Source organism: Paenibacillus cineris, from assembly GCF_018333335.1.
Lineage (GTDB): Bacteria > Bacillota > Bacilli > Paenibacillales > Paenibacillaceae > Paenibacillus_AQ > Paenibacillus_AQ favisporus.
Genome location: NZ_BORU01000006.1, coordinates 1 through 24,556, shown reverse-complemented (window position 1 = coordinate 24,556; position 24,556 = coordinate 1). Strand labels below are relative to the sequence as shown.

Below are 24,556 nucleotides of genomic sequence, written 5' to 3'. Positions count from 1 at the left end.
TTCCCCGGAACCATCCGTTTTTTTTAATATGAATCGTCGACTGACGTTCTTCTTATCCCTTAAACTGATCATCCAAAGATCCGTTACTGCGATTTGTATTGGGTGATGTAATCCTGCAGGTTGGCAATGTATTGGCCGATCACCGGCATATCGACAAACAAGCTTAAGACGTATCCGAGCAGGCCAAGCACCACAAAGGTTCCAAGAGACAGGCCAAGCCCGCGGGACAAGCCGGCCGTAAAGTTGGTGATCAGCCGCTTCTTGGTGTTTGTATAGTTCTCGATCATATCTTGAAGCTCGGACCGCTCCAGGGAATCGGCAATCTGGTCAAGGCGGTTGTTCAGCCTCTTCACTTCGTGCCTTAGCTCAAAAGGATGTTCATCCACGTCATAAGGATTGGCTTTGCTCATCAGAATCCCTTCCTTCTTCAGCCGGTATTCCGGCTTTAATGATCACGGACCTGTGCACGAAAATAGCCAGCTGGTCAGCTGGCTATCGGGTGAATCGGCAGCTTAGTAAGAAGTCTTATTAAGCTCCCGGCGGATATCGCTGGATGCATCGGCTGATTTGTCCATGACATCCTTAGAAGCGCTTTTGACATCGTCTGCAACGTCGCCGGATGCGCTCTTCATGTCATCCGCCACGTCGGCCGAAGCCTGCTTGACGCTTTCCATAATCGTATTTTTGCTTTCATTGACGGATTTGGCGAGATCGGTCGTCTTGGACGATACCGTCTTAGCCAGATCCGTTGCCTTTTCTGTCACGACAGAGGCCACTTCCTTCGTCTTGTCGGTAACGACGCTCAGCTTGTCGGAGAGATCCCCGCGCAGCTCGCGTCCGGCCTTCGGCGCAAACAGCAGCGCCGCCGCCGCCCCCAGCAAGCCTCCGATAAATACGCCCTTGAAGAAGTTGCTTCCGCTTTGAACCGGATATTCCGTCTCTGCTTTATTCATACCAATCACTCCTTAATTTATTATTGGTGTATATCAATTTAGGTGGTACGCGAGAACAAGCGGCTGATCAGGCCAAGGATAAAGACGAAGATCGCCGTCCCGAGAATCGCCGGAATTACGGCGAAGTTACCGATGACAGGACCCCAGTCGCCGAACAGCCAAGCTCCAACCCATGCGCCTACAAAGCCAGCGATCATGGCGCCGATCACGCCTCCCGGCATGTTGTGTCCTGCGATGGCATCACCGATAATCCCGATAATGATGGCCATGACGATACTGATGATAATACCCCACATGACGATCGCCTCCTTTTTATAAGGTTTGATAAAATTCTCTAAATGCGGCATAACCTGCTGTGACATGGTGTCAACGCGTCGATCTTACTTCGTATATAAACGGTGAGAAATGGTGTGAAACAACAGAGGTGAAAAAGGAAGATAATCAGCGAAATATGGGGAATGCTTTCGAATACATGGGATATTATTAATGAATCGGCCATTTAAGTGGCTTTACAAATATCGTGGAGTGTCCATCTTTTTTTAAACCGGAAATGAGTCTGTAGGCAATCAACTTTATTATGCTGTGAATAAGTTGTATCATAGGTAGGCAACCAGAAAAGGAGAGAGGCTGTATGGACGCTTTATTGGTGAAAGAGTATCGGGCCGGAATCGTGGAAAGTACCCATTATGGACATATATGTATCGTAAATGATCAAGGCGAGGTGTACGCGTCGGCGGGAGATCCCCTTTTTGTCACCTTTACGCGTTCGGCGGCCAAGCCGCTGCAGGCCATTCCCGGGATTCGGGCGGGGATCGCGGATTATTACGGGCTGACTGAAGAGGAAATCGCCATTATGGCCGCTTCCCATTTGGCAGAACCCCGGCATATCGAAGTGCTGGAGAACATTCAGCGGAAAATCGGGGTGGACGAGGAGCAGATGGTGTGTGCGCCGACATATCCTCTAAGTGAAGACAGCAAGGAGCACACCATTCGCGAACAAGGACGCAAGCGGCGTCTGTACCACAATTGTTCCGGAAAGCATTTGGGTGTGCTGGGCTACAGCCGGATGCGGCATAACCCGGAGGAGACCTATGCCGAACCGGATCATCCTGCGCAGCGGGAAATTCTGGATGTCATTGCGATGATGAGCGGCATGGAAACGGAACGGATTGGACTGGGAACGGACGGCTGCGGCTTTCCGGTTTTTGCGCTGCCTTTGTCCGCCATGGCTAACGCTTATGTGAAGCTGGCCTGCCCGGACCTCATTCCGGACGAACCGACGCGGACGGCCGTGAGAACGATCACAGCAGCCATGAACCATTATCCGGCCATGGTCGGCGGAACCCGCCGGGTGGACACGTTTATTTTGCAGGACCCGAACATTGTCGCCAAAGGCGGCTTCAAAGGCGTGTATTGTTTCGGTCTGAAAAAGGAGCGGCTCGGCATCGCCCTGAAAATACTGGACGGATCGGAAGAAGAATGGGGCTGGGTGGTCGAATCCATTCTCGAGCAGATCGGGTATGATAACCGCCGTCTTTTGGAGGGCTTGCGATCCGAATTTACCAAAGACATCTACAATGATGCCGGCCGGAAGGTGGGTCACGCCGAAACCGTATTTACGCTGGAGCGGTCCCGCTAGAGGCAGAGGTGCCTGTCTGGATTGATATATAGAAGTAAATGAATGCTCTTGGAGGAAATCCTTGGCCCCCGCTGCGTGCAGTGAGGGGCTTTTTCATGCCCATGCCGTCTTTAACGGCTAGAACGAGGGTGGGCTGATTAGCCCTTCGAAGTTGGGGGTAAGAATTACATATTCCAATAACATATGCAGTTCATGGAGGTGGATGGAAATGATTAAAGTAGTGACTTCAGCGGAGCGCCATACGTCGGAGCGGGGATGGATCCACAGCGAATTCAGCTTTTCGTTTGCCGATTATGATGATCCGAGCAATGCGCATTTTGGCTGCTTATTGGCCCATAACGACAATCAGCTAAGTCCGAAACAAGGCTTTAAGAAACATCCTCATCATGATTTGGAAATCGTCAGCTACGTCATCTCCGGCACGCTTGAACATAGTGACGACATGGGCAATCAGGTTCAGCTGCCGGCAGGGACCGTTCAAGCCATGAGCGCAGGGTCCGGTGTTATGCACTCTGAGACTAATCCGTCGGAAGAGGAGCCGGTCCGCTTTCTGCAAATGTGGTTCTTGCCGTCCACACCAGGCCACAGGCCCGCATGGAAAGCTCACCATTTTCCGAGGCAGGACAGGCTTAACAAGCTGGTTCCGCTTGTCAGCGGATCGGCGGAAGGATTGCCGAAGTCCCCGGATGCGCTTCAGATCCATGCCGACGTGTCCATCTGTTTTCCGATCCTGGAGACCGGGCAGGAATTGGTGTTCCCGCAAAAAGAGGACCGCAGGACGTTTCTGTTCCTGATTTCGGGTCACCTGGAAATCGGCTGCGACGACGGGACATTCCATCTGGAGCCCGGAGACTCGGCCAGGGTAAAAAAATCATGCGATCTTCATATTAAAGGAACAAGCAGCGAAGGAGAGTCTGAATTTGTACTGGTGGATATACCTTAATTGCTGTCCCTTGACGGAAAAGCCCCCGGATGTTCCGGGAATCGACTGATTACAGCGGTTCCGGACATCAGGGGGCTTTCGAAATGTAAAGGGGAGCCTTACGCTTTACGCAGACGTCCCAGCTCGGAGACCAGCGCTTCCACCTCGGAAATACTCAGATTGTCCTTGGACATCACCAGATCGTAGACGTCCTGGATGTCCTCATACCGGTCGACGGAGAACGCCGATGCATTCATGGCTGCGCCGCTGGCCATTCTCAGCTTCGTTTTAATGCCTTCAATCATATACTCTATATTTTCAGGTGTCTTTTGGGATAAATCCATGTCAAGCGCCCATCCTTTCCTGTGCCTAAGCTTGTGTTCTATTGTAGCATGTCTTTACGTCCGTTACTCTGTTTTTTTGTCCCATCCAGAAGCTCCCGTTTTCCAACCGGATCATTTTGCAGTAAAATCATTCTATCGAATGAAGAATGAACGAAGCAGGGAGGAGGCCGGGCATGTCATTTCAAGATCCCCACCATATCCGCGGCACCAAGCGCAGCAAGCAGATGAACGCGCAGGGGCTGACCGCGTTTTTCAGGCAGATTCATGAACGCCATCCGCTGGATAAAATCACTTTTGTGTGTATCGGCACCGACAGGTCCACCGGGGATGCCCTCGGCCCGCTGACGGGAAGCGAACTGGTCCTATACGGCGTCCCGAATGTCATCGGCACGCTGTCCTCTCCTTGCGACGCGCACAATTTGGAATCGGCCATCGCAGAGATACCGGCGGACCATACCGTTGTAGCGGTGGACGCCTGTCTGGGACATCCGGGTTCGGTCGGAAGCTACTTGCTGTCGGACGAGCCGCTGCTCCCCGCCAGATCGGTGGGCCGTATGCTGCCGGCCGTCGGGCATTACAGCGTGGCAGCCGTCGTCAATGTCAACGGGCCGCGGCCGTATTCGACGCTGCAGATGACCTCGCTGTACCAGGTCATGTCGATGGCCGGCCAGATCGCGTCTGCCGCGGCGGAAGGATTCGGACTCAGCGGGGCGGAGGCAGAGGCCCGTTTCAAGTTATGGCCTTTGGCTTAATAATATACATAATTAATATATGCTTCATTTTTGCAAATCTATTACGATCATACCGGCGAAATTCAAGCTGATATAGAAAGAAGGATGTCATCATGGAAAAATTGATTTGTGACGGTCATACCCTTTGTTACTCCGATCATGGCCAAGGTGAGCCGATTGTGCTGCTCCACGGCTTCTGCGGAAGCTCCGAATACTGGGATCTTTTGGTTCCGCTGCTGTCGGGCAGCCACCGGTGCATCGCGGTCGATCTGCGCGGCCATGGGCACTCGGACGCCCCGCTCGGCGCCTACTCGCTGGAGCAGATGGCGGATGACGTCCTGAAGCTGCTGGACGAGCTCGACCTGCCGAAGGTGACGCTGCTCGGCCACTCGATGGGCGGGTATGTGACGCTATCCTTCGCACAGCGTTACGCATCGCGGCTGAACGGATTCGGCCTCATCCATTCGACGGGCTATCCGGATACCGAGGAAGGCAAGGAGAAGCGCCTGAAGGCAGTCAGCACGATCCAATCGGAAGGCGTTACTGCATTTATCGACGGGTTGATCCCCGGGCTGTTTGCACCGGATGCAGACCAGACTCATCCTGAGCTCATCCAACGGGCCAAGGAAATCGGTTATTTGACACCGCCGCAGGGAGCGGCTGGGGCCGCCCTCGCCATGCGGGAGCGCCCGGACCGGCGGGACGTTATGTCAGCGACGGTGCTGCCGCTGCTGCTGGTTGCTGGAGAATATGACAGCGTCGCGCCGCCGGAGAAGGTGTTCACGGTGGATAAGCCGAACGTGACCCAAGCCGTGATCCAAGGGGCGGGCCACATGAGTATGATGGAAGCCCCGAAGGAACTGGCGCGGGTCATCCTTCAATTTATGCAGCAGACGAAGAACGCATAATCCGTATGACTCAACCGGAAGCCGGACCCAGGCTTCCGGCTTTTTCTTTTCCCCGGGTCTACTCTATGCCGGCTCCGGTCTGGCTCTTCCCTTTTTCTGATGAGTCCTGCAAGAACTGGCTTTGGCCTCCCGAATGCCTTACAATCAAAGGGAAGCTGACAAGCTGATCTGAAGGAAGGACGGAGGACGATCCATGTTCCGCAAAGATTACCTCGTACAGATGGTTGAAGATATGGTCGAAATGGTTGGTAAAGTGTTCGGATTGAAACAGCAGAAGAAATATGCCGAAGCCCTATGGGAAATCGACGATCTGCTCAGCAAGAACTTCCGTCTCAATACCCGTCTGTTAAATTCCTTATCCGTAGAAGATATTATTGATATGTTTCGCCTGGGCGGCGGCGTGGAGGCTGACAAGCTGCAGACCGTAGCCCGGCTCCTGCAGGAGGAAGGCGGCGTGTACAAAGACAAGGGAGAGGCGGATGAGGCGCTCAGACGTTTCATGAAATCGCTCCACCTCTATCTATACGCCGATCTGAACGGGGCCCAGCGCTCCATGCTGCAGCTGCAGGACCGCGTGGCGGAGCTGAAGGACGAAGTGAAGGGATACCGTCTTCCGGTCAAGACCGAGAAGATTCTGCTGTCCTACGAGGAGAAGGAAGGCCGGTTCGACGAAGCCGAGAACGTGCTCTTCCGGCTGCTCGATCAGCGGGAAATCACGGAAGAAGAAGGTGTTTCCTTCTATGAAAGGCTGCTTGAACGGGACGACGAAGCCCTGAATCAAGGAGGGCTCCCGCGCAGCGAAGTGCTGGAAGGCATGGAGACGCTGCGGCGCAGAATCAATGCCTGAAGCGAGCCTTATCTTAAGTTGAAAGCGAGATGTACTCTCTTGGAAGCATTACGCAAATTGATTCACGACATCATCGGGGAGTCGACTTTGATTACTGCGACGTTAAGCCAGCTTCGCAAACGTGAGGGAATTTCTTTCACCAAAGTCCAGATCAAACCCGTGGAATTAAAGAAAAAAGTGCATTACCAGCTGGCTTATGTTCATCCCAACAAAGTGGTGCATCAGAATCTGACGGCCGCTGAGGCCGAGCAGACGATCATAGAGCTGTTCGAGCAGACCTTCCGGCAGGCGCTGATCTGCACGCCCGAGGCGGATTACCAGATTCTGATCAGCAAAAAATATAAAGTATCGATCCTGACCAAGTCCCCGACCAAAACGACGGCGGATCTGGCGCATAACCGCAAGAAGCAGTACGTGCTGGAAGAAGGGGAACCCGTACCCTTTCTGGTCGAGCTCGGCATCATGAACGAGCAGGGCAAGGTGCTTGCCCGCAAATACGATAAGTTCAAACAGATCAACCGCTTCTTGGAAATGGTTGAGGACATCCTTCCCTCTCTTCCTGACAGCCGCCCGATCACCATCGTGGATTTTGGCTGCGGCAAATCGTACCTGACCTTCGCCCTCTATCACTATTTGGCGGTCCAGGAGCGAAGGGTGCTGAATGTTGTCGGATTGGATCTGAAGGCGGATGTCATCGAACACTGCAGTACGCTGGCGAAAAAGCTCGAATATCAAAATTTGCGGTTTCTGGTCGGTGACATTGCGGATTATGACGAATTGGAGCAGGTCGATATGGTCGTCACGCTGCATGCCTGCGACACGGCGACCGATGCCGCGCTCGAGAAGGCGGTCCGCTGGAACGCCCAGGTGATCTTGTCGGTTCCGTGCTGCCAGCATGAGTTGTTCTCCCAGGTGAAGAACGACGCCCTGTCACCGCTCCTTTCCCACGGCATCCTGAAAGAACGCTTCTCGGCGCTCGCGACCGATGCCATCCGGGCCAAACTGCTGGACTTGATGGGATATAAGACGCAGCTTCTGGAATTCATCGATCTGGAGCATACGCCCAAGAACATTTTGATCCGCGCGGTCAAAGGCAGCAGCGGCAACCGGGATCAATTGTGGCAGGAGTATACCGCGTTCCGCGATTTGCTCAGCGCTTCTCCTTATCTGGAGAAGGCATGTGCCGATTTGCTGCCCGAAGGCTCACTCCGGCAGGAGCAGGAAGAGAATGGCACCCGCCAATCGTAAACAAAAATGCAGTTCAAATAGGCAGACGATATGAAGCGCAGCTTCCATAATCGCAGTGCACAGGACGAAGGCTCGGCTTTTGGGCTGCCCGTTTCGGCAAGTTAGCTTGGGGAAATACTGGCTAACAGAACCAGGATAGGGGAGCGTGAGGAGTAGAGCATGAAAGAGTGTGCACGGTGGATGATGGGGGCTGCGCTGTTTGCCGTGATGGCGGCTGCGGTCTGGCGTTCCGGCTTGTATTTTTCGGCGGATCTATACCCGGTTTGGCTTGGCTTTGGCCTATTTTGCGCCGGGGCGGGCGGATGGGGGCTGTACCGGTTTACCCGGGGCCAGACAGCCGCATGGCAACGGCTGAACCGAGTGGCCGAAGCGCCGCCGCTTGTGGGCTGGGTGCTGTGCAGCCCGTTTTTGATGATGCTTCTCTATGCCGTTCATGGGGCGATCGGTTCCGTATCCGTGCTCGGGGACGGGAATCAGGCGTTGCGCTGGGAGCTGTATGGGTCGTTCGTGGTGTTGGCCTGGGTGCAGGGTTCGGACAAAAGGGGAAGGCTTGTGCTTGCGGCGGTGTGGCACATGACCGGAGGTCTTCTTGCTATGACGGCGCTGCTTTCGGTGTACGGATGGTTCCCGCTGCCTTATGCCATCGCCTATACGGCGGATCCCGAAGTGAGCGCCATCGGCGCGCGGCTGGCAGGCATGCTGCAGTATCCCAACACGTTCGGCGCCGTGATGGCGTTGTTTCTGCTCGAGCGGCTGTTCGCGCTCGGCCCGCTGCTGCAGCGGCAGCCGGCAGTACCGCCCGGCCGCGTGCTCCTCGGCAGCCTGCCGCTGCTGCCGTACGCCGCCGCGCTCCTCCTCAGCGAGTCGCGCGGCGCCTGGCTGGCGGCCGGCGCGGCATGCGCCGCCGGCCTGCTAGTGGAGCGGCGGCGCATGGCCGCGCCGCTCGTGCTCGCCGCTGCGCCCCTGGCCGGCGCGGCGCTGCTGTACCGCCAGCTGGCCGCGGCCAAGCTGGCGGCGGAGCCGTGGCCCGGCCTGCTCGCGCTGGCCGGGCTGTGGGCCGGCAGCATGCTTGCCGGCCGATGGCTCCTGCGCCTGCGCGGCGAAGCCGCAGGCGCGTGGCGCCGCCGCCTGGGCACGGCGGCAGGCGGCGCGCTGCTGGCCGCTGGTGCCGCCGTCGTCTTCGGCACCGTGCGGGAGCGCATCGTGCACAAGTTCGGCACGATGTCTGCCCGCCAGGCGATGGTCCAAGACGCCTGGGCGCTGGTGAAGGAGGCCCCCTTGCTGGGCCAAGGGGGCGATACGTGGCGCTTGTCCTACCGCGCAGTCCAATCATCTCCCTATGTCGGGAGCCAAATGCACAGCGGGTACGTGGATGTGCTACTGAACACAGGGCTCGTCGGACTCGCCCTGCTGACCTCCATGCTGGCCGCCGCCGGACTGCTGATCTTCAGGAGGTGCCGCCGCCTGCTGCCTTCCTACATCGCGTTCCTCCTGCACGGCGCAGTCGATATCGATTGGAGCTACGGGATGGTGTGGCTGCTGTTTTTCCTGCTTGCTGCCCAGGCTGCGGCTGAGCCTTCCTCCGTGGTGAAGAAGACCGGCGGCGTTCCAGCTTCACCGCCGGAGCGCATCCGCAGGCGCGTCCCCGCGCTGCTGTCCCTCTGGATTGTCATCGCTTTAGGGAGCTCCTGCCTGGCGTACCGCGGCTATATGGGCCACGCCGAGCATATGCAGGCGCTGAGGAGCCGCGACAACCAGGCAGCAGCGGCCCGCCTTGCCTCATCGCTGCGGTGGAATCCGGCGGACTATTCGGCCGCCCTGGATTTGGCCGGGCTTGTCCCGCCGCCTGCAGCCGAGGTCATCCTCCGCCGCAGCCTCGCCTATGCGCCGCATCATCCCGGGCTGCTGTGGGCTATGGCCGACAATACCGGCCGGCGGGGCGATGCGGAAGAGGCTATTTATTGGACCGGCGCTGCGCTCCGCCGGGATAAATACAATGCAGGGGAGCGGACGCGCAGCTTGGAGTGCCTGCTGCAGCTCGCGCGGGCCGAGTATACCGCCGGGCATGAAACGGAGGCCCGGCGCATCGCCCGCTATGGCTTCGGGCTATACCACGATTACGCCCGCACTGCGGAGGACACCCGGCTCCGGGTCATTCGTAATGACCGGGAGTTTGCCCTAACGTTCGAGGCCAGGGAATGGGGCAGGCAGCTTGCGGCTTTGTCCGGCGTGAGGGCTCGGTGGACGGTGGAATGACAGTATGCGGGGAGCCGGATGCAAACGGTTCGGACGCTTCCTGGTTTGTGTCACTGATTTGCCTTTTCCTGGCGTGCGTAGGTGTTATTCCTTTTGGCGCTGAAAGGGGGGACAGCCGTAATGAAGCCCGGCTGCCCCGATGGTGCGCGTTGCCCCAATGGCTGTTAGGCGGGTGGACCTAACGTTACCCGCCGTAAGCATCACGGAACGCGCTGCTGAGCCTGCCCGGATCCAGCTGCCACAGTTCGGCGAGCTCCGGACAGACTTCTTTGTCCCACCAGTCGCACTGCACCTTGCGGTTGCTCCGGTTTTCATGAATCCATATGAGGTTGCCTACTACTTTACGGTAGTACATCGCTTCCCCCTGTTTGACCAGATCTGTCGGAATATGCACCTTCATTCGCTTGATCGCCCGGTAGAGCTCGTTGCTGCATTTCCTGCGGATGCCGCGTGCCGTTGGCAGGGCGGCCTTTTTGTTTTGCGGGATCTGGGGCATCTGACTCACTCCTTTACCCACACCATATGCTGCTTTTTCCCATGAAGACACCGGCGGGAGCAGATTGGGCACCAAGTAGAAGTCATGTCCATCCCTGTGCTAGAATAGCTTTGAAGTAGAAGAGTACATTGGGAAGTGGGGGCCGGCGTGCATCTTATATCGGATATCATTAATCAGTTATTTGACTGGATTCAAAGTCTGGGCTATTTCGGAATTATGCTGGGTCTGATGATCGAGGTTATTCCCAGCGAGATCGTGCTGGCGTACGGAGGGTTTCTGGTGTCTTCGGGCCATATCAACTATATCGGCGCGGTTGTTTTTGGAACGGTCGGCGGCGTGATCGCGCAGCTGTTCATCTATTGGATCGGCCGCTACGGAGGACGCCCGGTGCTGGAGAAGTACGGGAAATACATTTTCATTCATAAAAAACATATCGATTACGCGGAGGAATGGTTCAACAAGTACGGGACAGGCGTCATTTTCACGGCCCGGTTCATCCCGGTGGCAAGGCATGCCATTTCCATCCCTGCGGGTATCTCCCGGATGAATCTCGGACGGTTTACGCTGCTGACCACCCTGGCTGTCATTCCTTGGTCCGCATTGTTTGTATATCTTGGTTACCTGCTCGGAGACCAGTGGAAAAATATCGATGAGAAGGCGGCTCCATACATAACGCCGATTCTGCTCATTGCGCTGGCGCTGCTGATCGTGTATTTTCTGATTAAATGGATCAATAACAGAAGGAAGAGAGGCGTTCACTAATGGCTAAAAATGTGGCGGATTATTTGAATCGCGGGATTTCCCCCGAACAGTTCGTGAGCGGCATGCAGAAAAACCAGGAGGCTTTCAAGAACGGTTACGAGCAGTTTGCGTGGAGCGATGAAGGCGACAGGGAGTTTTTTGAAAGCCTGAAGTTCCGCGACGACCTCCGCGTGCTGATCCTGGCTGCCGATTGGTGTGGTGACGTTGTTCGCAACGTTCCGGCCGTATTCCGGGCGCTGGAAGCGGCGGAAATTCCGGTCGAGGTGTTTATTCTGGAAGAGAATTTTGATTTGATGGACCAGTATTTGACGATGGGCGGCCGGAGTGTGCCTGTGGTCATTTTTGCGGATACGGGCGGATACGTCTTGGGCACCTGGGGGCCGCGTCCGGCTCACGTTCAAAAGTTCATGGTCGAATTCAAACAGAACAATCCGGACCGGGAAGCTGCCGACTATCAGGACAACCTGGCGGTTACCCGCAAACAGATCGTCGAAGCTTACGGGGAAGGAACGGGCTTTCACGCCTCGATCATCAAAGAGCTGCGTGAACTGATTTCCGGATTTTGATCTGAGGCCATGCTGAACATCCGATCCTTTAGCCTCGGGCCGCTGGAAACCAATTGTTATGTCCTGACCGGCGACGATCCCGGCCGCGCCATCATCATTGATCCCGGCATGAATCCCGCTCCGCTGATCCGGCACATTGAGGGTCTCGAGATCGAAGCCATTCTGCTGACCCATGCCCATTTCGACCATATGGGCGGCGTCGACGAAGTACGCAAGCTGACCAAGGCGCCGGTATATCTTCATGACCTGGAAAGCGAATGGCTGGTGAATCCGAAGATGAACGGTTCGCAGAACTGGCCGCAGGTAACTCCGCCGCTGACGACCGATCCCGCGGAATACAGCCTGGATGAAGGTCAGCAGCTGCAGCTGATCGGCCGCACGTTTACCGTCTACCATACGCCTGGACATTCGCCCGGAAGCGTCAGCTTCCTCTGCGAAAGCGACCTCTTTTCCGGCGACGTCCTGTTCAAGCTTGGCGTTGGACGAACCGATTTGTACGGGGGAAGAGAAAGGGACCTGCTTGACTCCATCCAAAATACGCTGTTCACGTTCCCGGACGACGTGAAGGTGTATCCCGGCCATGGCCCTAAAACCTCGATTGGTTATGAGCGGGCGAACAATCCCTATGTCCGTTAAGGATAGATTTCGATAGGGAGTCAGCATTTCCGACAATTTCTGAGCAAATTTGTCTGGACAAGCGGTTACAAGATTGATACAATGTGATTAATTTGATGAACCTTGTTACTTTCGCGAAGCACGCAAGCTGTGGCCCGATCCCGGTTTGCGTTCTTTTATTTTTGGGAGATTTAATCTCACTTTATTTTTCTCCATATATATTTTTTCTTCAGCTTTACATGTCTATGTTTTTCTAGTAGACTATACAGACAAATGAAAGACATACATCTAGGAGGTAGACGATGCTGCAATTAGGGGAGAAAATTGTAATCGTCGCGGACGCCTTTGAGCAGAACCTTCCTATTGGGGAATACGGTTATCTGATTGCCTATGACCGGAACCCGGATAATGCTTTTGATTACGTAATTCGGGTACCGAAGATTAATCGTAACTTTTTCGTGCCATCGAGTGATGTTGAGCCAGAAGAGTTGCTCATACAGCATGAAGTTGAGATGACCACGCGGGAAGCGCTGATCGATTACGCCCTTGCGACATATAACGAGAAGCTGTTTCATCAGATTATGAACGGCGAGCTTGAGCAGGATGAGAAGGAAGAAGAGACTGCGCCTGAAGTGCTCTCCCAGGCGGAATTTATCAAACAGGTAAATCTCCGCGCCTGGATTTAGAGGAGTCGGCTTATTAGCCGGCTCTTTTTTGCGTTTTAAGATATATAGCTAAGCTGAAAGCTGTTCACTCATTTATTTCGGCTTCTAACTTCGGAGATACGACATCCTTATCCGCAAGAAATCTTCCGCCTAGTGCGGTTTGTCTTCTTCGAATGTACGACGATAGACGTTTAAGTGAAAGGTATATCGGCAGGGGCTTCAGCCAAGGAATGATATAAGGCGCCGGTCGGCAACATATCGGTGCGTTTCAATTTGACCGGGTGCATTGAATCTTCCCCGGTTCTACAATATAATTAGAAACGTTATCCTGAGGCTTTAATCCTTTAAACACCAGCAGTCTGCAAGGGCATATCCATGCGTTTTTGCGGCTATGGAGCCGCGAATTCCGGGCTGCTTCAGGACAAGCTGCTTCGCTGAATCGGATCCGGATGGAATGCCGCAGGGATGCTTAGATAAGAAGGAACAAGGAGGAACCGCTGATGAGTATTACCAATCAAGACGTTCAGCATGTGGCCAAGCTGGCCCGGCTCAATTTCACACCCGAAGAAGAGCAGATGCTGACCGAGCAGCTGAACGCCATTTTACAATATGCCGAGAAATTGAATGAACTCGATACCGACGGTGTGGAGCCGACGACGCATGTGCTGCATCTCAGCAATGTGATGCGCGAGGATGAAGCGAAAGACAGTCTGCCGATCGAGAAAGTTATGGCCAACGCGCCTGAAGAGGAAGACGGACAATTTAAAGTGCCGGCTGTCTTGGATTAGCGGCTAATCATTGAAGGGAGGAGTATTCATTTGAGCCTGTTTAACCATACATTGCAAGAATTACATAACAAGCTGCATGCCAAGGAGCTGTCCGTGCAGGAGCTTGTTGACCAGTCATTTCAGGTCATCGCCGAGCGGGACGAACGCATCGGGGCTTTTTTGACGTTGAATGAGGAGGAGGCACGGAACACAGCCCGCCGTCTCGACGACAAACTGGCGTCCGGTCAGCCGCGCGGACTGCTCTTCGGCCTGCCTGCCGGAATTAAGGACAATATCGTGACGGAAGGCTTGCGCACGACTTGTGGCAGCCAGTTTCTGGCAAATTTCAACCCGGTCTATGACGCAACCGTGACGCGTAAGCTGCGTGAGGCGGATGCCGTTACGCTGGGCAAGCTGAATATGGATGAGTTCGCCATGGGCGGCTCGAACGAAAATTCCAGCTTCCGGCCGGTCCGCAATCCGTGGGACCTGGACCGCGTGCCTGGCGGCTCCAGCGGCGGCTCGGCCGCGGCGGTGGCCGCTGGCGAAGCTTACTTTGCGCTCGGATCGGACACAGGAGGATCGATCCGCCAGCCTGCGTCCTACTGCGGCGTAGTGGGATTGAAGCCGACTTACGGCCTTGTTTCCCGCTTCGGGCTCGTGGCTTTCGCGTCCTCGCTGGACCAGATCGGCCCGCTGACGAAGAACGTGGAGGACTCCGCTTACGTCCTCCAGGCCATCGCCGGCCACGACCATATGGATTCGACATCAGCAAATGTCGATATTCCGGACTATCTGAGCGCATTGACCGGCGATGTCCGCGGCCTGCGCATCGCGGTGCCGAAGGAGTATATGGGCGAAGGGGTCGACCCGGCCGTGAAAGAGAAAATTCTGGCAGCCTTGAAGGTTCTGGAAGATCTTGGAGCCGTGTGGGAAGAAGTGTCCCTGCCGCATACCGAATACGCGGTTGCAACGTATTATCTTCTCGCCTCGTCGGAGGCGTCTTCCAACCTCGCGCGTTTCGACGGCGTCCGCTACGGCACCCGTGCCGACCATGCGGGCAGCCTGATCGATTTGTACCACGAATCGAGAAGCAAAGGCTTCGGTCCGGAAGTCAAGCGCCGGATTATGCTCGGCACCTACGCGCTGAGCTCGGGTTACTATGATGCCTATTACTTGAAGGCTCAAAAAGCCCGTACGCTTATTAAGCAGGACTTCGACAACGTCTTTGAGAACTACGACATTATTATCGGGCCAACCGCACCGACGACCGCGTTCAAGCTGGGGTCCCAGGTGGATGATCCGCTGACGATGTATTTGAACGATATTTTGACCATTCCGGTCAGCCTCGCCGGCGTCCCCGCGATCAGCGTTCCTTGCGGACTGGCGGACGGGCTGCCGGTCGGCCTGCAGATCATCGGCAAAGCCTTTGACGAATCGACGGTACTGCGCGTCGCCCACGCGTACGAGCAGAACACCGAACATCATAAGCTGCAGCCGAAGCTGTAATCTCAGGCGGGACCAGGAGGGAGCAAGAACAATATGTCATCAACCAAATACGAAACAGTCATTGGACTGGAAGTCCATGTCGAACTGCATACCAAGTCGAAAATTTTCTGCGGCTGCTCCACCGAATTCGGCGCGCCGCCCAACACGCATACGTGCCCGATTTGCCTCGGACATCCCGGCGTACTGCCTGTTCTGAACCGTCAGGCTGTCGACTACGCGATGAAAGCAGCCATGGCGCTGAACTGTACGATCGCCGATGTGAGCAAATTCGACCGTAAAAACTACTTCTATCCCGATTCGCCCAAGGCTTATCAAATTTCCCAGTACGACCAGCCGATCGGCGAGAACGGCTGGATCGACATCGAAGTCGACGGCCGGACCAAACGGATCGGCATTACCCGCCTGCACCTGGAAGAAGATGCGGGCAAGCTGACGCACGTCGACGGAGGATTTGCGTCACTGGTCGACTTTAACCGCGTTGGAACGCCGCTTGTCGAAATCGTGTCCGAACCTGACATTTCGTCGCCGGAAGAGGCGAGAGCCTACCTGGAGAAGCTCCGCGCGATTATGCAGTACTGCGAGGTTTCCGACGTGAAGATGGAGGAAGGCTCCATGCGCTGCGACGCGAATATCAGTATCCGTCCGGTGGGGCAAAAGGAATTCGGCACCCGCGCCGAGCTGAAGAACATGAACTCCTTCCGCGGCGTTCAGCGGGGCCTGGAGTACGAGGAGTACCGCCAGGCGGAAATTTTGGACGACGGCGGCAAAGTTGTGCAGGAGACACGCCGCTGGGACGAGGCCGCCGGCAAGACGCTGTCGATGCGCAGCAAGGAAGAAGCGCATGACTACCGCTATTTCCCGGATCCCGACCTCGTCAGACTTCATATCGATGAAGCCTGGAAGGAGCGCATCCGCGCGACAATTCCCGAGCTTCCGGATGCCCGGCAGGCGCGTTATACTTCCGAATACGGCCTCCCGAGCTATGATGCGGGCGTCATTACATCTTCGAAGCCGCTGGCGGACTTTTTCGAGGACAGCCTGAACTATACAAAGGATGCCAAAGCGGTTTCCAACTGGATTATGGGCGACCTCCTCGGATACTTGAACAGTACCGGTCTGGAGCTGCCGGCCCTCAAAATTACCGGCCGCGGTCTCGGTGAAATGATCGGATTGATCGAGAAGGGCACGATCAGCAGCAAAATCGCCAAAACGGTATTCAAGGAAATGCTCGAATCCGGCAAGCTGCCACAGCAGATCGTCGAGGAAAAAGGACTTGTGCAGATCAGCGACGAAGGCGCGATCAAAACGATCGTCGAGCAGGTTGTCGCGGCAAATCCGCAATCCGTCGAGGACTTCAAGGCGGGCAAGCAGAAAGCGATCGGCTTCCTGGTCGGCCAGGTCATGAAGGAGAGCAAAGGCAAAGCCAACCCTGCGCTTGTCAACAAGCTGCTGGCCGAAATATTGAGCCAATAAAAGCTTGAGCTTCCCTTGGGGCTTGTCCGTGTGACAAGCCCCTTTGATTTAGCATTCATTTTCATTTTCGCGCATGCGCTCGAGGTGGTTCCGAATATGATAAACAGACTGTTTCTGGATGACGAGGACATGGTCGATCAGATCTGGCGTCTGCAGCATATGGCTTACCGGCTGGAGGCGGAGCGGATCGGGTTCCGCGATATTCCCCCGCTGATGGACACTCATGAAACGATACGCAAGTGTAAAGAGGATTTTTACGGATGTTTAAATGAGGACGGAGAACTTATCGGAGCGGTAGCAACGGAGCAGGAAGCGCCGGATACGATTACGATCAGCCGGATGATGGTTCATCCCGATCATTTCCGCAAGGGGATTGCGGGCAGCCTGATTCAGCACGTGCTGGATCTTCATCCGGATGTTCCCTTATTCATCGTGTCCACGGGAACCAAAAACACGCCGGCTGTGGCGCTGTACACCAAATACGGCTTTGTTCCTTTTGACCGGTACGAGGTAGCCCCGGGCGTGGAACTGACGACCTTTCACAGAGCGTCCGAATCGTCACAATAAATACCTCAGCAGAATGGGAGAGGTTGACCCTTGCAGGATCCATGGTATATCGATAATGTGCATATTTTGCTGCGTTTGCTGCTGTCTATGCTGCTCGGCGGATTGGTCGGTCTGGAGCGTGAGCGGTCCAACCACGCGGCTGGACTCCGAACTCATATTTTAGTGTGCATGGGATCGGCGTTAATTATTATGCTGTCTATTTACGGCTTCTCCGAATTCGTTCACGAGGTGAACATCCGGATCGACCCTGCCCGTTTGGCATCGGCCGTCATTACGGGGATCGGATTCCTGGGAGCCGGAACGATTCTGTTTACCGGTAAGTCCATTACCGGTTTAACGACGGCGGCTTCGGTATGGGTCGTCGCTGCGGTCGGCTTGTCTGTCGGCGCCGGATTTTATTTCGCGTCCGTCGCTGCCACGCTGCTTATATTACTGACGCTCGTGGTATTTAATAAGCTGGAGCAGCGTTATATCAAAGGGAGCAAGCTCCACCTGTTCACGTTCCACGCCGTTTCGGTTCCGGGGCTGCTTGAATCGATCTCGGAATTGGTGCAGGCGGAAGGCATCGCCGTGAAAAAATTGATTATCAATGAACGGAGTGCAGCCGCGCCCTTTGAGCTGGAGCCTCCCTCCACCACGCTTGAGATCTCGATGCACGTCCTGATCAAGCATTCCTTTGATCCGCTGCAGCTGGCTTCGCAAATCCGGAAGCTGGAAGGAATTACACTGGTGTCCCTAGACTGACAAAAACGCCGAAAGCTCCCGGGTGACCGGGGGTTTTTGCTTTGACAGGCCGGATAACCCAGATATTGACCTGTTAATTAGGGGACAGAATAGGGTACTATCAGGAAAAAGGACTCGGCCAAACCATTTAAAGAAAGGAGCTGCAAGCATGCATTCTGCCGGACGTCACTCAACAAAGTCAGCGGACGAACCGCAGAAAGGTAAACGGCGGTTACGCATTTATTCCAAGGCGGAGCGGGGAGTCCGCAAGCGCCGGCTGTATTCCCGCAAGCGCAAATTTACCGCAGGGCTTCTTGCAGCGATTTGTCCGGGACTCGGCCATATTTATCTGGGATTGTACCGTAAAGGGATTTCTCTTATATTCGCATTGATGCTGGATGCGTCGGCGCTGCTCTATTTTTCTTCCATCGGCATCCAGATCAACGTGCCATTGCTTATTTTGCTCGCGCTTTTATTTCCTGTCGCTTATTTTTATAGCGTTTATGATGTGCTTCAAGCTGCGGATTATGTGATTTATCACCGGAGAAGGGCTGGGCTTGAGCTGCCGGATGAAGAGGAGACGGAACGGGCGCATCCCTTTGCCTTGGAACGCAGCATCGCTTTCGGCGTATATCTGGTTGCCGGCGGGCTGCTGATGATCGCCTTTTATCAGAAACCCAAATGGCTTGGCATGTTTATTGAACAGTACGGACAAACCGCGGCTGCGGTCGTTTTGATCGTCCTTGGTTTGTTTTTCGGGCTTCGGGAGACGCTCCTGTTTTTAAACCAAAGACGCGGAAGATGAACCGCTGCGCTATAGCCTTTATGGCCGTGCTGCAGCGTGGAAAGAGGTGATCGACAACGTGAACCGAAAACCCAAATTGCGGGTGGGGCGTTTTACTGCCGTGCTGCTGCTGGTTGTGACCGGTGCACTGCTGTTGACGGATGCGGTTCAAGGGACCGAATACATGCTGCTCCTGCTAAAATGGTGGCCGCTGCTGGCTGTCCTGTGGGGTGCTGAATATATTGTGCTGTACTGGTTTATGCGGAAATCGCGAACACCCGGCTGGGGGCGTTTCCGGCTGGATATCCGCGGAGTGCTGGTGGCCGTCCTGCTGTCGGCTTCCGTCTTTGTCGTCACCGAACAAGACCACTACCTGCACTTGTGGAATAAGGTCAGTTTGAATTTGACGGCGGCTGGTGTGGACTACAGTGAGGCTAAGGGTAAGCGGTTTGATAAGGACCCGATTTCGATTCCTGTCGCCTTCGAGACCCAAGCGGTGAATATCGACAATATTAACGGCGATATTTTGCTGCAGCGGGGACCTGTGGACGACATTCGGGTGGATACCGAGATGTGGGTGGATCAGATTACGGGGCCGGAAGCGGATGTGATCGGGCAGGAATCCACGGTTGACGTCAGCGACGGAAGCACCGTTACGATCCAAACCAAAGGCAAGGCTTACGGGCAATCCGGCAAAAGGCAGCCGCGGATGAACCTGACCATTACGCTGCCGGAAGACCGCCGCTTTAATTTTTCCGTCCGGACGATGAACGGCGGTATTACTTTGAATAATGTTGAGGCCATTGAGCAAATTACGCTGGAAAGTGCAAATGGCGAACTTAAGCTGAACCATATTCTTGGGCAGGTTAAAGGAAAAACGCTGAACGGGGCCGTTCAGGCCGCGAACGTTACCGGCTCGGTTGATCTCACGACCAACCGGGGGAATATGGAGGCGATCGATGTTTCCGATTCTGTTGCGCTGACATCCCAGGTCGGGAATCTGTCGGTCATTCGGGCCCAGGGAAGAATCAACGTAAGCACCAAGAACGGCAACATTTATGTGGATGACATCAAATCGGATTTGACGGCAGAGTCGCTCAACGGCGATATTACGGCAAGATCGAACTCCGTCGGCGGAAACTGGGACATCTACAGCGCTGTCGGGGAGCTTATCCTTGATCTGCCTGGGGAAGGCAACTACGCTATTGACGGGACGATCAGCTATGGCGATATTCATAATATGTTCCCCGAGTTTGTCGTGGACAAGAAGAGCATTACCGGCGAGATCGGCACCGGTGATTATACGATCCATGTCGAAGGCAACAGCGAACTAAATGTGAATAAATATTAGAAAAGGATGAACATGGAGGCTTTAACGGCTTCTGTGGGGCGGGGTCCGTTGACAAAGCTCAAAAGATAAACGTACAATAAAGTTATTAACGACTATGTTAAAACATTAAAGGCGGTGGGAATCATGTCTACGCGAGTCCAACATGCACTAGAACAACTGAAGGCAACAGGTGTTCGGATTACGCCCCAACGTCATGCGATTTTGGCCTATTTGATGGAGTCCATGAACCATCCGACGGCGGATGAGATATACCGCGCACTCGAGCCCAAGTTTCCGAGCATGAGCGTCGCGACCGTATATAACAATTTGAAGATGTTTATGGAAGCGGGAATGGTCCATGAGCTGACCTATGGAGATAATTCGAGCCGCTTTGATGCCAACGTATCGGATCACTTCCACGTGATCTGTGAGAAATGCGGCAAAATTGAAGATTTCATGTATCCTTCTCTGAAGGATGTGGAGCATACAGCGGAACAGAGCACTGGATTCAAGGTCAAGGACTTGAGGATGGAGCTTTATGGGATATGCAGTTCTTGCAAAGAACAATGATTTTTGAAACGTGCGGACTCCTGCAAAGGATTCTTCACGTTTTTGTTTTTTAGGCAGCACTTTCCGATCATCCGGAACCTACCGGAAGGCATAATTTGAATAAAATGACGGAGGATTAGCGAGTGAACAGAAGAAGACGCAGACGCCGCCCCTCAGCGGGGAGGCGCTTTACGATATTCCTGGGCTTGTGCCTGATCATTGCCGGGGCCTATCTGACGGTGACCGAAATTCTACCGAATCCTTTGCATGAAAAACCGGATTGGCGCGGCATGGACAAGCCTATTTTCGTGGAAGGGAAGCTTCAGGCAGAACCAGCCGAAGGAGCCGGTGAACAGCTGATGCTTCCGCTGCCGGTACTGCAGAAGGTGGTGGATCCGACGATTCGATATGAATCAGGGACCCAGTCCATCATTTTGACGACGCCAGTGCGGGTCATGCGGCTGCAGACAGGACAGAAAAAAGCGCAGCTGAACAACAAGCCGGTTGAGCTCCGGTTTGCTCCGGAGGAAAAGGACGGCGTGCCGTACATGCCGATTCAGCCGCTTAAGGAACTGTACGGGGTTAACATCCATGAGGATGCCGCTACGGGTGCCGTCATTTTGATGAAAGCCGGGGATACCATCCAGATGGGGGCGGCCAAAGGCCAGCCTGACGATAAGGTGAAGCTCCGACAAGGGGATTCCATCCACTCGCCGATTCTGGCTGATATGAAGGGTGGTACCCCTCTGCGGATTTGGGATTCGAAGGGATCCTGGTATTTCGCCCAGATGGATAACGGCTACAGCGGGTATGTCCGCAAGGATGAAGTCTCACTTGGGGACAAAAAGACGATCGAAATTCCGCCTATCCCGCCAACCCGGGCGGAGCGCAGCTGGAAAGGCAAGCCCGTCAACCTGGCGTGGGAAGCAGTCTATCAAAACAAACCCGATCCGGCCGTATTGGACGGACTGGACGGTGTCAACGTCGTCAGTCCGACCTGGTTCAGCATTATCGACGGCAAGGGCAACGTGCGCAGCAATGCGGATATGGCCTATGTGAATAAAGCCCACGCCCGCAAGATGGAGGTATGGGGGCTGATCAATAACAGCTTCGATGCGGACATAACTACGAGCGCGATGGCCACCTACGAAACGCGGCTGAATACGATCAGCCAGCTGCTGGAGCTGGCGCAGATGTATCATCTGGACGGGATCAACATCGATTTTGAAAATGTAAAAACGAAGGACGGACCCAATATTACGCAGTTTGTGCGTGAATTGAAGCCGCTGGCACAGGATCGAGGACTGATCTTATCGGTTGACGTCACGCCGAAATCAAGCAGCGAGCTGTGGTCTAAATTTCTGGACCGCAGTGCACTGAGCGAAGCCGCGGATTTTATTATGCTGATGGCTTACGATGAGCATTGGGCATCAAGTCCGGAAGCCGGCTCGGTTTCTTCCCTCCCTTGGGCGGAAGCGGCTGCGCGAAAGATCCTGGATGAGGACGACGTGCCGCCGCAGAAGTTGATACTGGCCGTGCCGCTGTATACGCGGATCTGGTCGGAAGCGAGCAAGAACGGGAAAGTCGAAGTGTCCTCCAAAGCGGTCGGCATGAAGACCGTCAAAGATATTTTGGCCGAAAAGAAACTGAAGCCGAAGTATCTGGAAGACGTGAAGCAGCATTATGTGGAGTATAAGGAAGACGGAGTCCTGAAAAAAATATGGATTGAGGACGCGGTATCCCTGCAGGCGAGAGTGGACTTGGCCAAGTCGCTCAAATTGGGCGGCGTTGCGGCATGGACGCGAAGCTTCGGGACGGAGGATGCCTGGAAGGTGTTAAAAGGAATACAGCAGTAATTACCTTATTGGATCAGCACTTATACTTTATGTAATAAAAAACCGGTACAGCCTGTGATCAGGTCGTACCGGTTTTTTTTGTATTTAATGATGATGCGGCGTTGCTTGGGCTCCCTGGCCTTGCTGAGCGGCTTGCAGCTCTTCGGGAGTAATATTCGCCTGGTTAGGATCCAGCGTCAGGATCGTGCGGCAGAACATGCAGCGGTCGGTTTTTCCGAGCATTTTGGTCAATTTGTGACATTCCGGACATTCGAGCTGCAGCGCGCTGGTTGACAGCATGCCGGCCCAGAAATATATTCCGAGGCTGCCCATCATGGAAATCAGGCCAATCACAAGACCGATGGCTGCGAACACCTTACCGGCATGTCCCCAAAATACGATACCGGCCGTCCCCAGAACCATCAGACCCATACCCAGCATCGTCAGCAGCAGGCCCCAAAGACGAAAAGCGTTAATTTTCGCTTGATTGAAAATCATGAATCTTTAGCTCCTATCATCAAATTTGTTGTATTTACAAAAAGAAGGAACTGACATGGACATGTAGAAGTATATTATAACTGAATTGGCTCATTTTCGCCAAGGAATGCATGGAGGGAGACGTGAATTTGTCCAATTTGTCCTTTTTTTATGGAGAGTCGGTTTATGTCGATGCCATGGGAACTATTATTTTTCGCCAAGAGGGTCATAAATTTGATGGATCGCTGCTGCATGACTTTGATCTTATTATACTAATCGTCCGCGAACAAGAAGATAAACCGTTAACCGTAGAACATACGATGGCAGGGGAACTGCGCTGCCAAGTGCTGCATGTCAGTTTGGGCTCGCTTCGGCGTTGGCTGGTGGCCGGCGAGAAGGGGGACCTGGTGAAATGTTTCATGGAGGGAGAGATCGTTCACGATCCGTATGCCCGGCTGGCGCAGCTTCGCCAAGATTTCATTGAATTCAGGCAGCCGCTGAGGGACCGGAAGATGCTGTATGAATTTTCACATTTTCTATGGATGTACGTGGAAGCCAAACGTTATATGCAGGAAGGCTTTTACACGGATGCTTACCACAGTGTGCTGAATTCGTTGAAGCATTGGGCCAAGATCGAGCTGATCGAGCAGAAGGTTCTCCCGGAGAAAGCCGTATGGGAGCAGGTGCGCGGACTTAACACGGCCATTCATAAACTGTATGAAGAACTAACCCAGAGTACGGAAACGCTCGCTCAGCGCGTCGAGTTGGTCATGCTTGCCTGTGAGTTTTCAGTCATGTCCAAAATGGCCGAGTGCACGGTGCTGCTGCTGAATATTTTGAGAAGTCGGCCGAAGCCCTGGAGCGTGGAAGAGCTGGCTCATCATCCCGAGCTCGATATGATCAGCAACAAGCTGCCGCTGGTACTGCGGACGCTGGTCAACCGGTCGCTGGTACGTGAAACGGCGGTCTGGAGCGAAGGGGCGACTTACGGGAATCAGGGGATTCGCTATTCCGCCGAATGACTGTATTTGCAATTGTATATATGTAAGTTCGAAAGAGAGGGGAGGGTCCCTCTTTTTTTGTTATCCGAAGGCAAATAAGTACTCCGAACAATTGCGTGTAGCTGTGTAGCGTTAGGCAAATGCAGATCCACCGTGTATCTCCGTTTAATACTTCTCTAAGGGTATAGTTCGGGGAAGATTGGGGAAATTTGAAGAGACATGCGGATTTTAAAAAGTGGTTGACTCCATTATTGTTTATGTGTTAAATTATATCTCGCCCCATTCAATGACGGTTTCCTTGAAACCTGATAATTCGACAAGATTTGAAAAGAAATTAAAAAAATGCTTGACGAAAAGATGGGCAATATGATATATTATAAAAGTCGCCGCTGAAACACAGCGATGACAACGAAACGAAGTTTGATCTTTGAAAACTGAACAACGAGTGAGTATAAACGCGATGGTCTTATGACCGGAGCGATTGAGATTAAATCAATCTCGTCAGATTCAAAATGAGCTACAAACTTTCGTTGGAAAGCTACTCCCTTCGGGTGAGCAGATTCTTCCAACTTTCTTGGAGAGTTTGATC

At 54.1% G+C, this 24,556-nt stretch carries 28 protein-coding genes; 21 read left to right on the top strand and 7 right to left on the bottom strand.

All coding sequences use genetic code 11. The annotated features are described in order from the left end of the window. Positions 1-83: 83 nt before the first annotated feature. The 3 genes from KI379_RS32065 to KI379_RS32055 form a co-directional block, all read right to left on the bottom strand. The gene (locus tag KI379_RS32065) at positions 84-410 is read right to left on the bottom strand and encodes a DUF5665 domain-containing protein (protein WP_076176078.1); all 327 of its coding nucleotides are present in this window, start codon (positions 408-410) and stop codon (positions 84-86) included. 102 nt (positions 411-512) lie between these two features. Further along, the gene (locus tag KI379_RS32060) at positions 513-953 is read right to left on the bottom strand and encodes a YtxH domain-containing protein (RefSeq protein ID WP_089549860.1); all 441 of its coding nucleotides are present in this window, start codon (positions 951-953) and stop codon (positions 513-515) included. 38 nt (positions 954-991) lie between these two features. Next, positions 992-1,249, bottom strand: a complete 258-nt coding sequence (locus tag KI379_RS32055) for a GlsB/YeaQ/YmgE family stress response membrane protein (protein WP_076176073.1) — start codon at positions 1,247-1,249, stop codon at positions 992-994. A 335-nt stretch (positions 1,250-1,584) separates the two neighbouring features. On the opposite strand from KI379_RS32055, the gene KI379_RS32050 reads away from it, so the two are divergent. Next, the gene (locus KI379_RS32050; RefSeq protein WP_212986079.1) at positions 1,585-2,592 is read left to right on the top strand and encodes an asparaginase; all 1,008 of its coding nucleotides are present in this window, start codon (positions 1,585-1,587) and stop codon (positions 2,590-2,592) included. A gap of 208 nt (positions 2,593-2,800) precedes the next feature. Then, positions 2,801-3,535 (top strand): pirin family protein, encoded by a 735-nt coding sequence (locus KI379_RS32045; protein ID WP_076176068.1) that lies wholly within the window; start codon positions 2,801-2,803, stop codon positions 3,533-3,535. A 98-nt stretch (positions 3,536-3,633) separates the two neighbouring features. Here the strand turns inward: KI379_RS32045 and KI379_RS32040 are convergent, their stop codons facing one another. Continuing rightward, entirely contained in the window at positions 3,634-3,858 is a 225-nt protein-coding gene (locus KI379_RS32040) for a DUF1128 domain-containing protein (protein ID WP_076176065.1), read from the bottom strand. 173 nt (positions 3,859-4,031) lie between these two features. Here KI379_RS32040 and yyaC point away from each other — a divergent pair, with 173 nt between their 5' ends. The 5 genes from yyaC to KI379_RS32015 all read left to right on the top strand — a co-directional run bounded on the left by yyaC (position 4,032) and on the right by KI379_RS32015 (position 9,848). Further along, positions 4,032-4,610: a spore protease YyaC gene (gene yyaC / locus KI379_RS32035; protein WP_212986078.1), complete on the top strand. Its 579-nt coding sequence runs from the start codon at positions 4,032-4,034 to the stop codon at positions 4,608-4,610. Between the two features lie 92 nt (positions 4,611-4,702). Next, a complete protein-coding gene (locus tag KI379_RS32030; RefSeq protein ID WP_212986077.1) occupies positions 4,703-5,497 on the top strand; it encodes an alpha/beta fold hydrolase in 795 nt (264 codons plus the stop codon). 193 nt (positions 5,498-5,690) lie between these two features. Continuing rightward, positions 5,691-6,344, top strand: coding sequence for a DUF6483 family protein (locus KI379_RS32025; RefSeq protein WP_212986076.1), 654 nt, complete (start codon positions 5,691-5,693; stop codon positions 6,342-6,344). 39 nt (positions 6,345-6,383) lie between these two features. After that, a complete protein-coding gene (locus tag KI379_RS32020; RefSeq protein ID WP_089549862.1) occupies positions 6,384-7,592 on the top strand; it encodes a class I SAM-dependent methyltransferase in 1,209 nt (402 codons plus the stop codon). 159 nt (positions 7,593-7,751) lie between these two features. Further along, the gene (locus KI379_RS32015) at positions 7,752-9,848 is read left to right on the top strand and encodes an O-antigen ligase family protein (RefSeq protein WP_212986075.1); all 2,097 of its coding nucleotides are present in this window, start codon (positions 7,752-7,754) and stop codon (positions 9,846-9,848) included. 184 nt (positions 9,849-10,032) lie between these two features. On the opposite strand, the gene KI379_RS32010 is transcribed toward KI379_RS32015, so the two are convergent. Next, positions 10,033-10,344, bottom strand: coding sequence for a dehydrogenase (locus tag KI379_RS32010; protein ID WP_212986074.1), 312 nt, complete (start codon positions 10,342-10,344; stop codon positions 10,033-10,035). 147 nt (positions 10,345-10,491) lie between these two features. On the opposite strand from KI379_RS32010, the gene KI379_RS32005 reads away from it, so the two are divergent. From KI379_RS32005 to KI379_RS31945, 13 genes are all read left to right on the top strand, one after another. Further along, a complete protein-coding gene (locus KI379_RS32005) occupies positions 10,492-11,106 on the top strand; it encodes a DedA family protein (protein WP_105445348.1) in 615 nt (204 codons plus the stop codon). Next, positions 11,106-11,672 (top strand): thioredoxin family protein, encoded by a 567-nt coding sequence (locus KI379_RS32000; RefSeq protein ID WP_212986073.1) that lies wholly within the window; start codon positions 11,106-11,108, stop codon positions 11,670-11,672. The genes KI379_RS32005 and KI379_RS32000 overlap by 1 nt, the downstream gene beginning before the upstream one ends. A 9-nt stretch (positions 11,673-11,681) precedes the next feature. Then, positions 11,682-12,308 (top strand): MBL fold metallo-hydrolase, encoded by a 627-nt coding sequence (locus KI379_RS31995; RefSeq protein ID WP_212986072.1) that lies wholly within the window; start codon positions 11,682-11,684, stop codon positions 12,306-12,308. Between the two features lie 281 nt (positions 12,309-12,589). Beyond that, the gene (locus tag KI379_RS31990; RefSeq protein WP_076176040.1) at positions 12,590-12,973 is read left to right on the top strand and encodes an ATPase; all 384 of its coding nucleotides are present in this window, start codon (positions 12,590-12,592) and stop codon (positions 12,971-12,973) included. A 479-nt stretch (positions 12,974-13,452) separates the two neighbouring features. Next, on the top strand, positions 13,453-13,740 hold the full coding sequence (gene gatC, locus KI379_RS31985; RefSeq protein WP_076176038.1) for an Asp-tRNA(Asn)/Glu-tRNA(Gln) amidotransferase subunit GatC: 288 nt from the start codon (positions 13,453-13,455) through the stop codon (positions 13,738-13,740). A gap of 30 nt (positions 13,741-13,770) precedes the next feature. Then, positions 13,771-15,228, top strand: coding sequence for an Asp-tRNA(Asn)/Glu-tRNA(Gln) amidotransferase subunit GatA (gene gatA, locus KI379_RS31980; RefSeq protein WP_212986071.1), 1,458 nt, complete (start codon positions 13,771-13,773; stop codon positions 15,226-15,228). A 33-nt stretch (positions 15,229-15,261) separates the two neighbouring features. After that, complete coding sequence (gene gatB, locus KI379_RS31975) at positions 15,262-16,701, top strand: Asp-tRNA(Asn)/Glu-tRNA(Gln) amidotransferase subunit GatB (RefSeq protein ID WP_076176032.1); 1,440 nt, start codon at positions 15,262-15,264, stop codon at positions 16,699-16,701. A 96-nt stretch (positions 16,702-16,797) separates the two neighbouring features. After that, positions 16,798-17,268: a GNAT family N-acetyltransferase gene (locus tag KI379_RS31970; RefSeq protein ID WP_212986070.1), complete on the top strand. Its 471-nt coding sequence runs from the start codon at positions 16,798-16,800 to the stop codon at positions 17,266-17,268. A 30-nt stretch (positions 17,269-17,298) separates the two neighbouring features. Then, positions 17,299-18,012 carry an MgtC/SapB family protein gene (locus KI379_RS31965; protein ID WP_076176028.1) on the top strand — a complete coding sequence of 238 codons (714 nt, stop codon included), beginning with the start codon at positions 17,299-17,301 and terminating at the stop codon, positions 18,010-18,012. A gap of 148 nt (positions 18,013-18,160) precedes the next feature. Then, positions 18,161-18,796 carry a hypothetical protein gene (locus KI379_RS31960; protein WP_076176025.1) on the top strand — a complete coding sequence of 212 codons (636 nt, stop codon included), beginning with the start codon at positions 18,161-18,163 and terminating at the stop codon, positions 18,794-18,796. 58 nt (positions 18,797-18,854) lie between these two features. Then, on the top strand, positions 18,855-20,126 hold the full coding sequence (locus KI379_RS31955; protein ID WP_212986069.1) for a DUF4097 family beta strand repeat-containing protein: 1,272 nt from the start codon (positions 18,855-18,857) through the stop codon (positions 20,124-20,126). A gap of 123 nt (positions 20,127-20,249) precedes the next feature. After that, the gene (gene perR, locus KI379_RS31950; RefSeq protein ID WP_076176019.1) at positions 20,250-20,675 is read left to right on the top strand and encodes a peroxide-responsive transcriptional repressor PerR; all 426 of its coding nucleotides are present in this window, start codon (positions 20,250-20,252) and stop codon (positions 20,673-20,675) included. A gap of 122 nt (positions 20,676-20,797) precedes the next feature. After that, positions 20,798-22,510 (top strand): glycosyl hydrolase family 18 protein, encoded by a 1,713-nt coding sequence (locus KI379_RS31945; protein ID WP_244879521.1) that lies wholly within the window; start codon positions 20,798-20,800, stop codon positions 22,508-22,510. Between the two features lie 84 nt (positions 22,511-22,594). Here the strand turns inward: KI379_RS31945 and KI379_RS31940 are convergent, their stop codons facing one another. After that, on the bottom strand, positions 22,595-22,987 hold the full coding sequence (locus KI379_RS31940; protein WP_076176014.1) for a DUF2614 family zinc ribbon-containing protein: 393 nt from the start codon (positions 22,985-22,987) through the stop codon (positions 22,595-22,597). Between the two features lie 122 nt (positions 22,988-23,109). Between KI379_RS31940 and KI379_RS31935 the strand changes: the two genes are divergently transcribed. Next, positions 23,110-23,988: a nucleotidyltransferase-like protein gene (locus tag KI379_RS31935; RefSeq protein ID WP_089549871.1), complete on the top strand. Its 879-nt coding sequence runs from the start codon at positions 23,110-23,112 to the stop codon at positions 23,986-23,988. A gap of 353 nt (positions 23,989-24,341) precedes the next feature. On the opposite strand, the gene KI379_RS31930 is transcribed toward KI379_RS31935, so the two are convergent. Further along, the coding region (locus tag KI379_RS31930; protein ID WP_212986068.1) for a hypothetical protein at positions 24,342-24,556 on the bottom strand (215 nt) is incomplete at its 5' end.

Coding starts and splice junctions, on each gene's coding strand:
- KI379_RS32065 (WP_076176078.1), bottom strand. CDS start 410: ATGAGCAAAGCCAATCCTTATGACGTGGATGAACATCCTTTTGAGCTA.
- KI379_RS32060 (WP_089549860.1), bottom strand. CDS start 953: ATGAATAAAGCAGAGACGGAATATCCGGTTCAAAGCGGAAGCAACTTC.
- KI379_RS32055 (WP_076176073.1), bottom strand. CDS start 1,249: ATGTGGGGTATTATCATCAGTATCGTCATGGCCATCATTATCGGGATT.
- KI379_RS32050 (WP_212986079.1), top strand. CDS start 1,585: ATGGACGCTTTATTGGTGAAAGAGTATCGGGCCGGAATCGTGGAAAGT.
- KI379_RS32045 (WP_076176068.1), top strand. CDS start 2,801: ATGATTAAAGTAGTGACTTCAGCGGAGCGCCATACGTCGGAGCGGGGA.
- KI379_RS32040 (WP_076176065.1), bottom strand. CDS start 3,858: ATGGATTTATCCCAAAAGACACCTGAAAATATAGAGTATATGATTGAA.
- yyaC (WP_212986078.1), top strand. CDS start 4,032: ATGTCATTTCAAGATCCCCACCATATCCGCGGCACCAAGCGCAGCAAG.
- KI379_RS32030 (WP_212986077.1), top strand. CDS start 4,703: ATGGAAAAATTGATTTGTGACGGTCATACCCTTTGTTACTCCGATCAT.
- KI379_RS32025 (WP_212986076.1), top strand. CDS start 5,691: ATGTTCCGCAAAGATTACCTCGTACAGATGGTTGAAGATATGGTCGAA.
- KI379_RS32015 (WP_212986075.1), top strand. CDS start 7,752: ATGAAAGAGTGTGCACGGTGGATGATGGGGGCTGCGCTGTTTGCCGTG.
- KI379_RS32010 (WP_212986074.1), bottom strand. CDS start 10,344: ATGCCCCAGATCCCGCAAAACAAAAAGGCCGCCCTGCCAACGGCACGC.
- KI379_RS32000 (WP_212986073.1), top strand. CDS start 11,106: ATGGCTAAAAATGTGGCGGATTATTTGAATCGCGGGATTTCCCCCGAA.
- KI379_RS31995 (WP_212986072.1), top strand. CDS start 11,682: ATGCTGAACATCCGATCCTTTAGCCTCGGGCCGCTGGAAACCAATTGT.
- KI379_RS31990 (WP_076176040.1), top strand. CDS start 12,590: ATGCTGCAATTAGGGGAGAAAATTGTAATCGTCGCGGACGCCTTTGAG.
- gatC (WP_076176038.1), top strand. CDS start 13,453: ATGAGTATTACCAATCAAGACGTTCAGCATGTGGCCAAGCTGGCCCGG.
- gatB (WP_076176032.1), top strand. CDS start 15,262: ATGTCATCAACCAAATACGAAACAGTCATTGGACTGGAAGTCCATGTC.
- KI379_RS31970 (WP_212986070.1), top strand. CDS start 16,798: ATGATAAACAGACTGTTTCTGGATGACGAGGACATGGTCGATCAGATC.
- KI379_RS31960 (WP_076176025.1), top strand. CDS start 18,161: ATGCATTCTGCCGGACGTCACTCAACAAAGTCAGCGGACGAACCGCAG.
- perR (WP_076176019.1), top strand. CDS start 20,250: ATGTCTACGCGAGTCCAACATGCACTAGAACAACTGAAGGCAACAGGT.
- KI379_RS31940 (WP_076176014.1), bottom strand. CDS start 22,987: ATGATTTTCAATCAAGCGAAAATTAACGCTTTTCGTCTTTGGGGCCTG.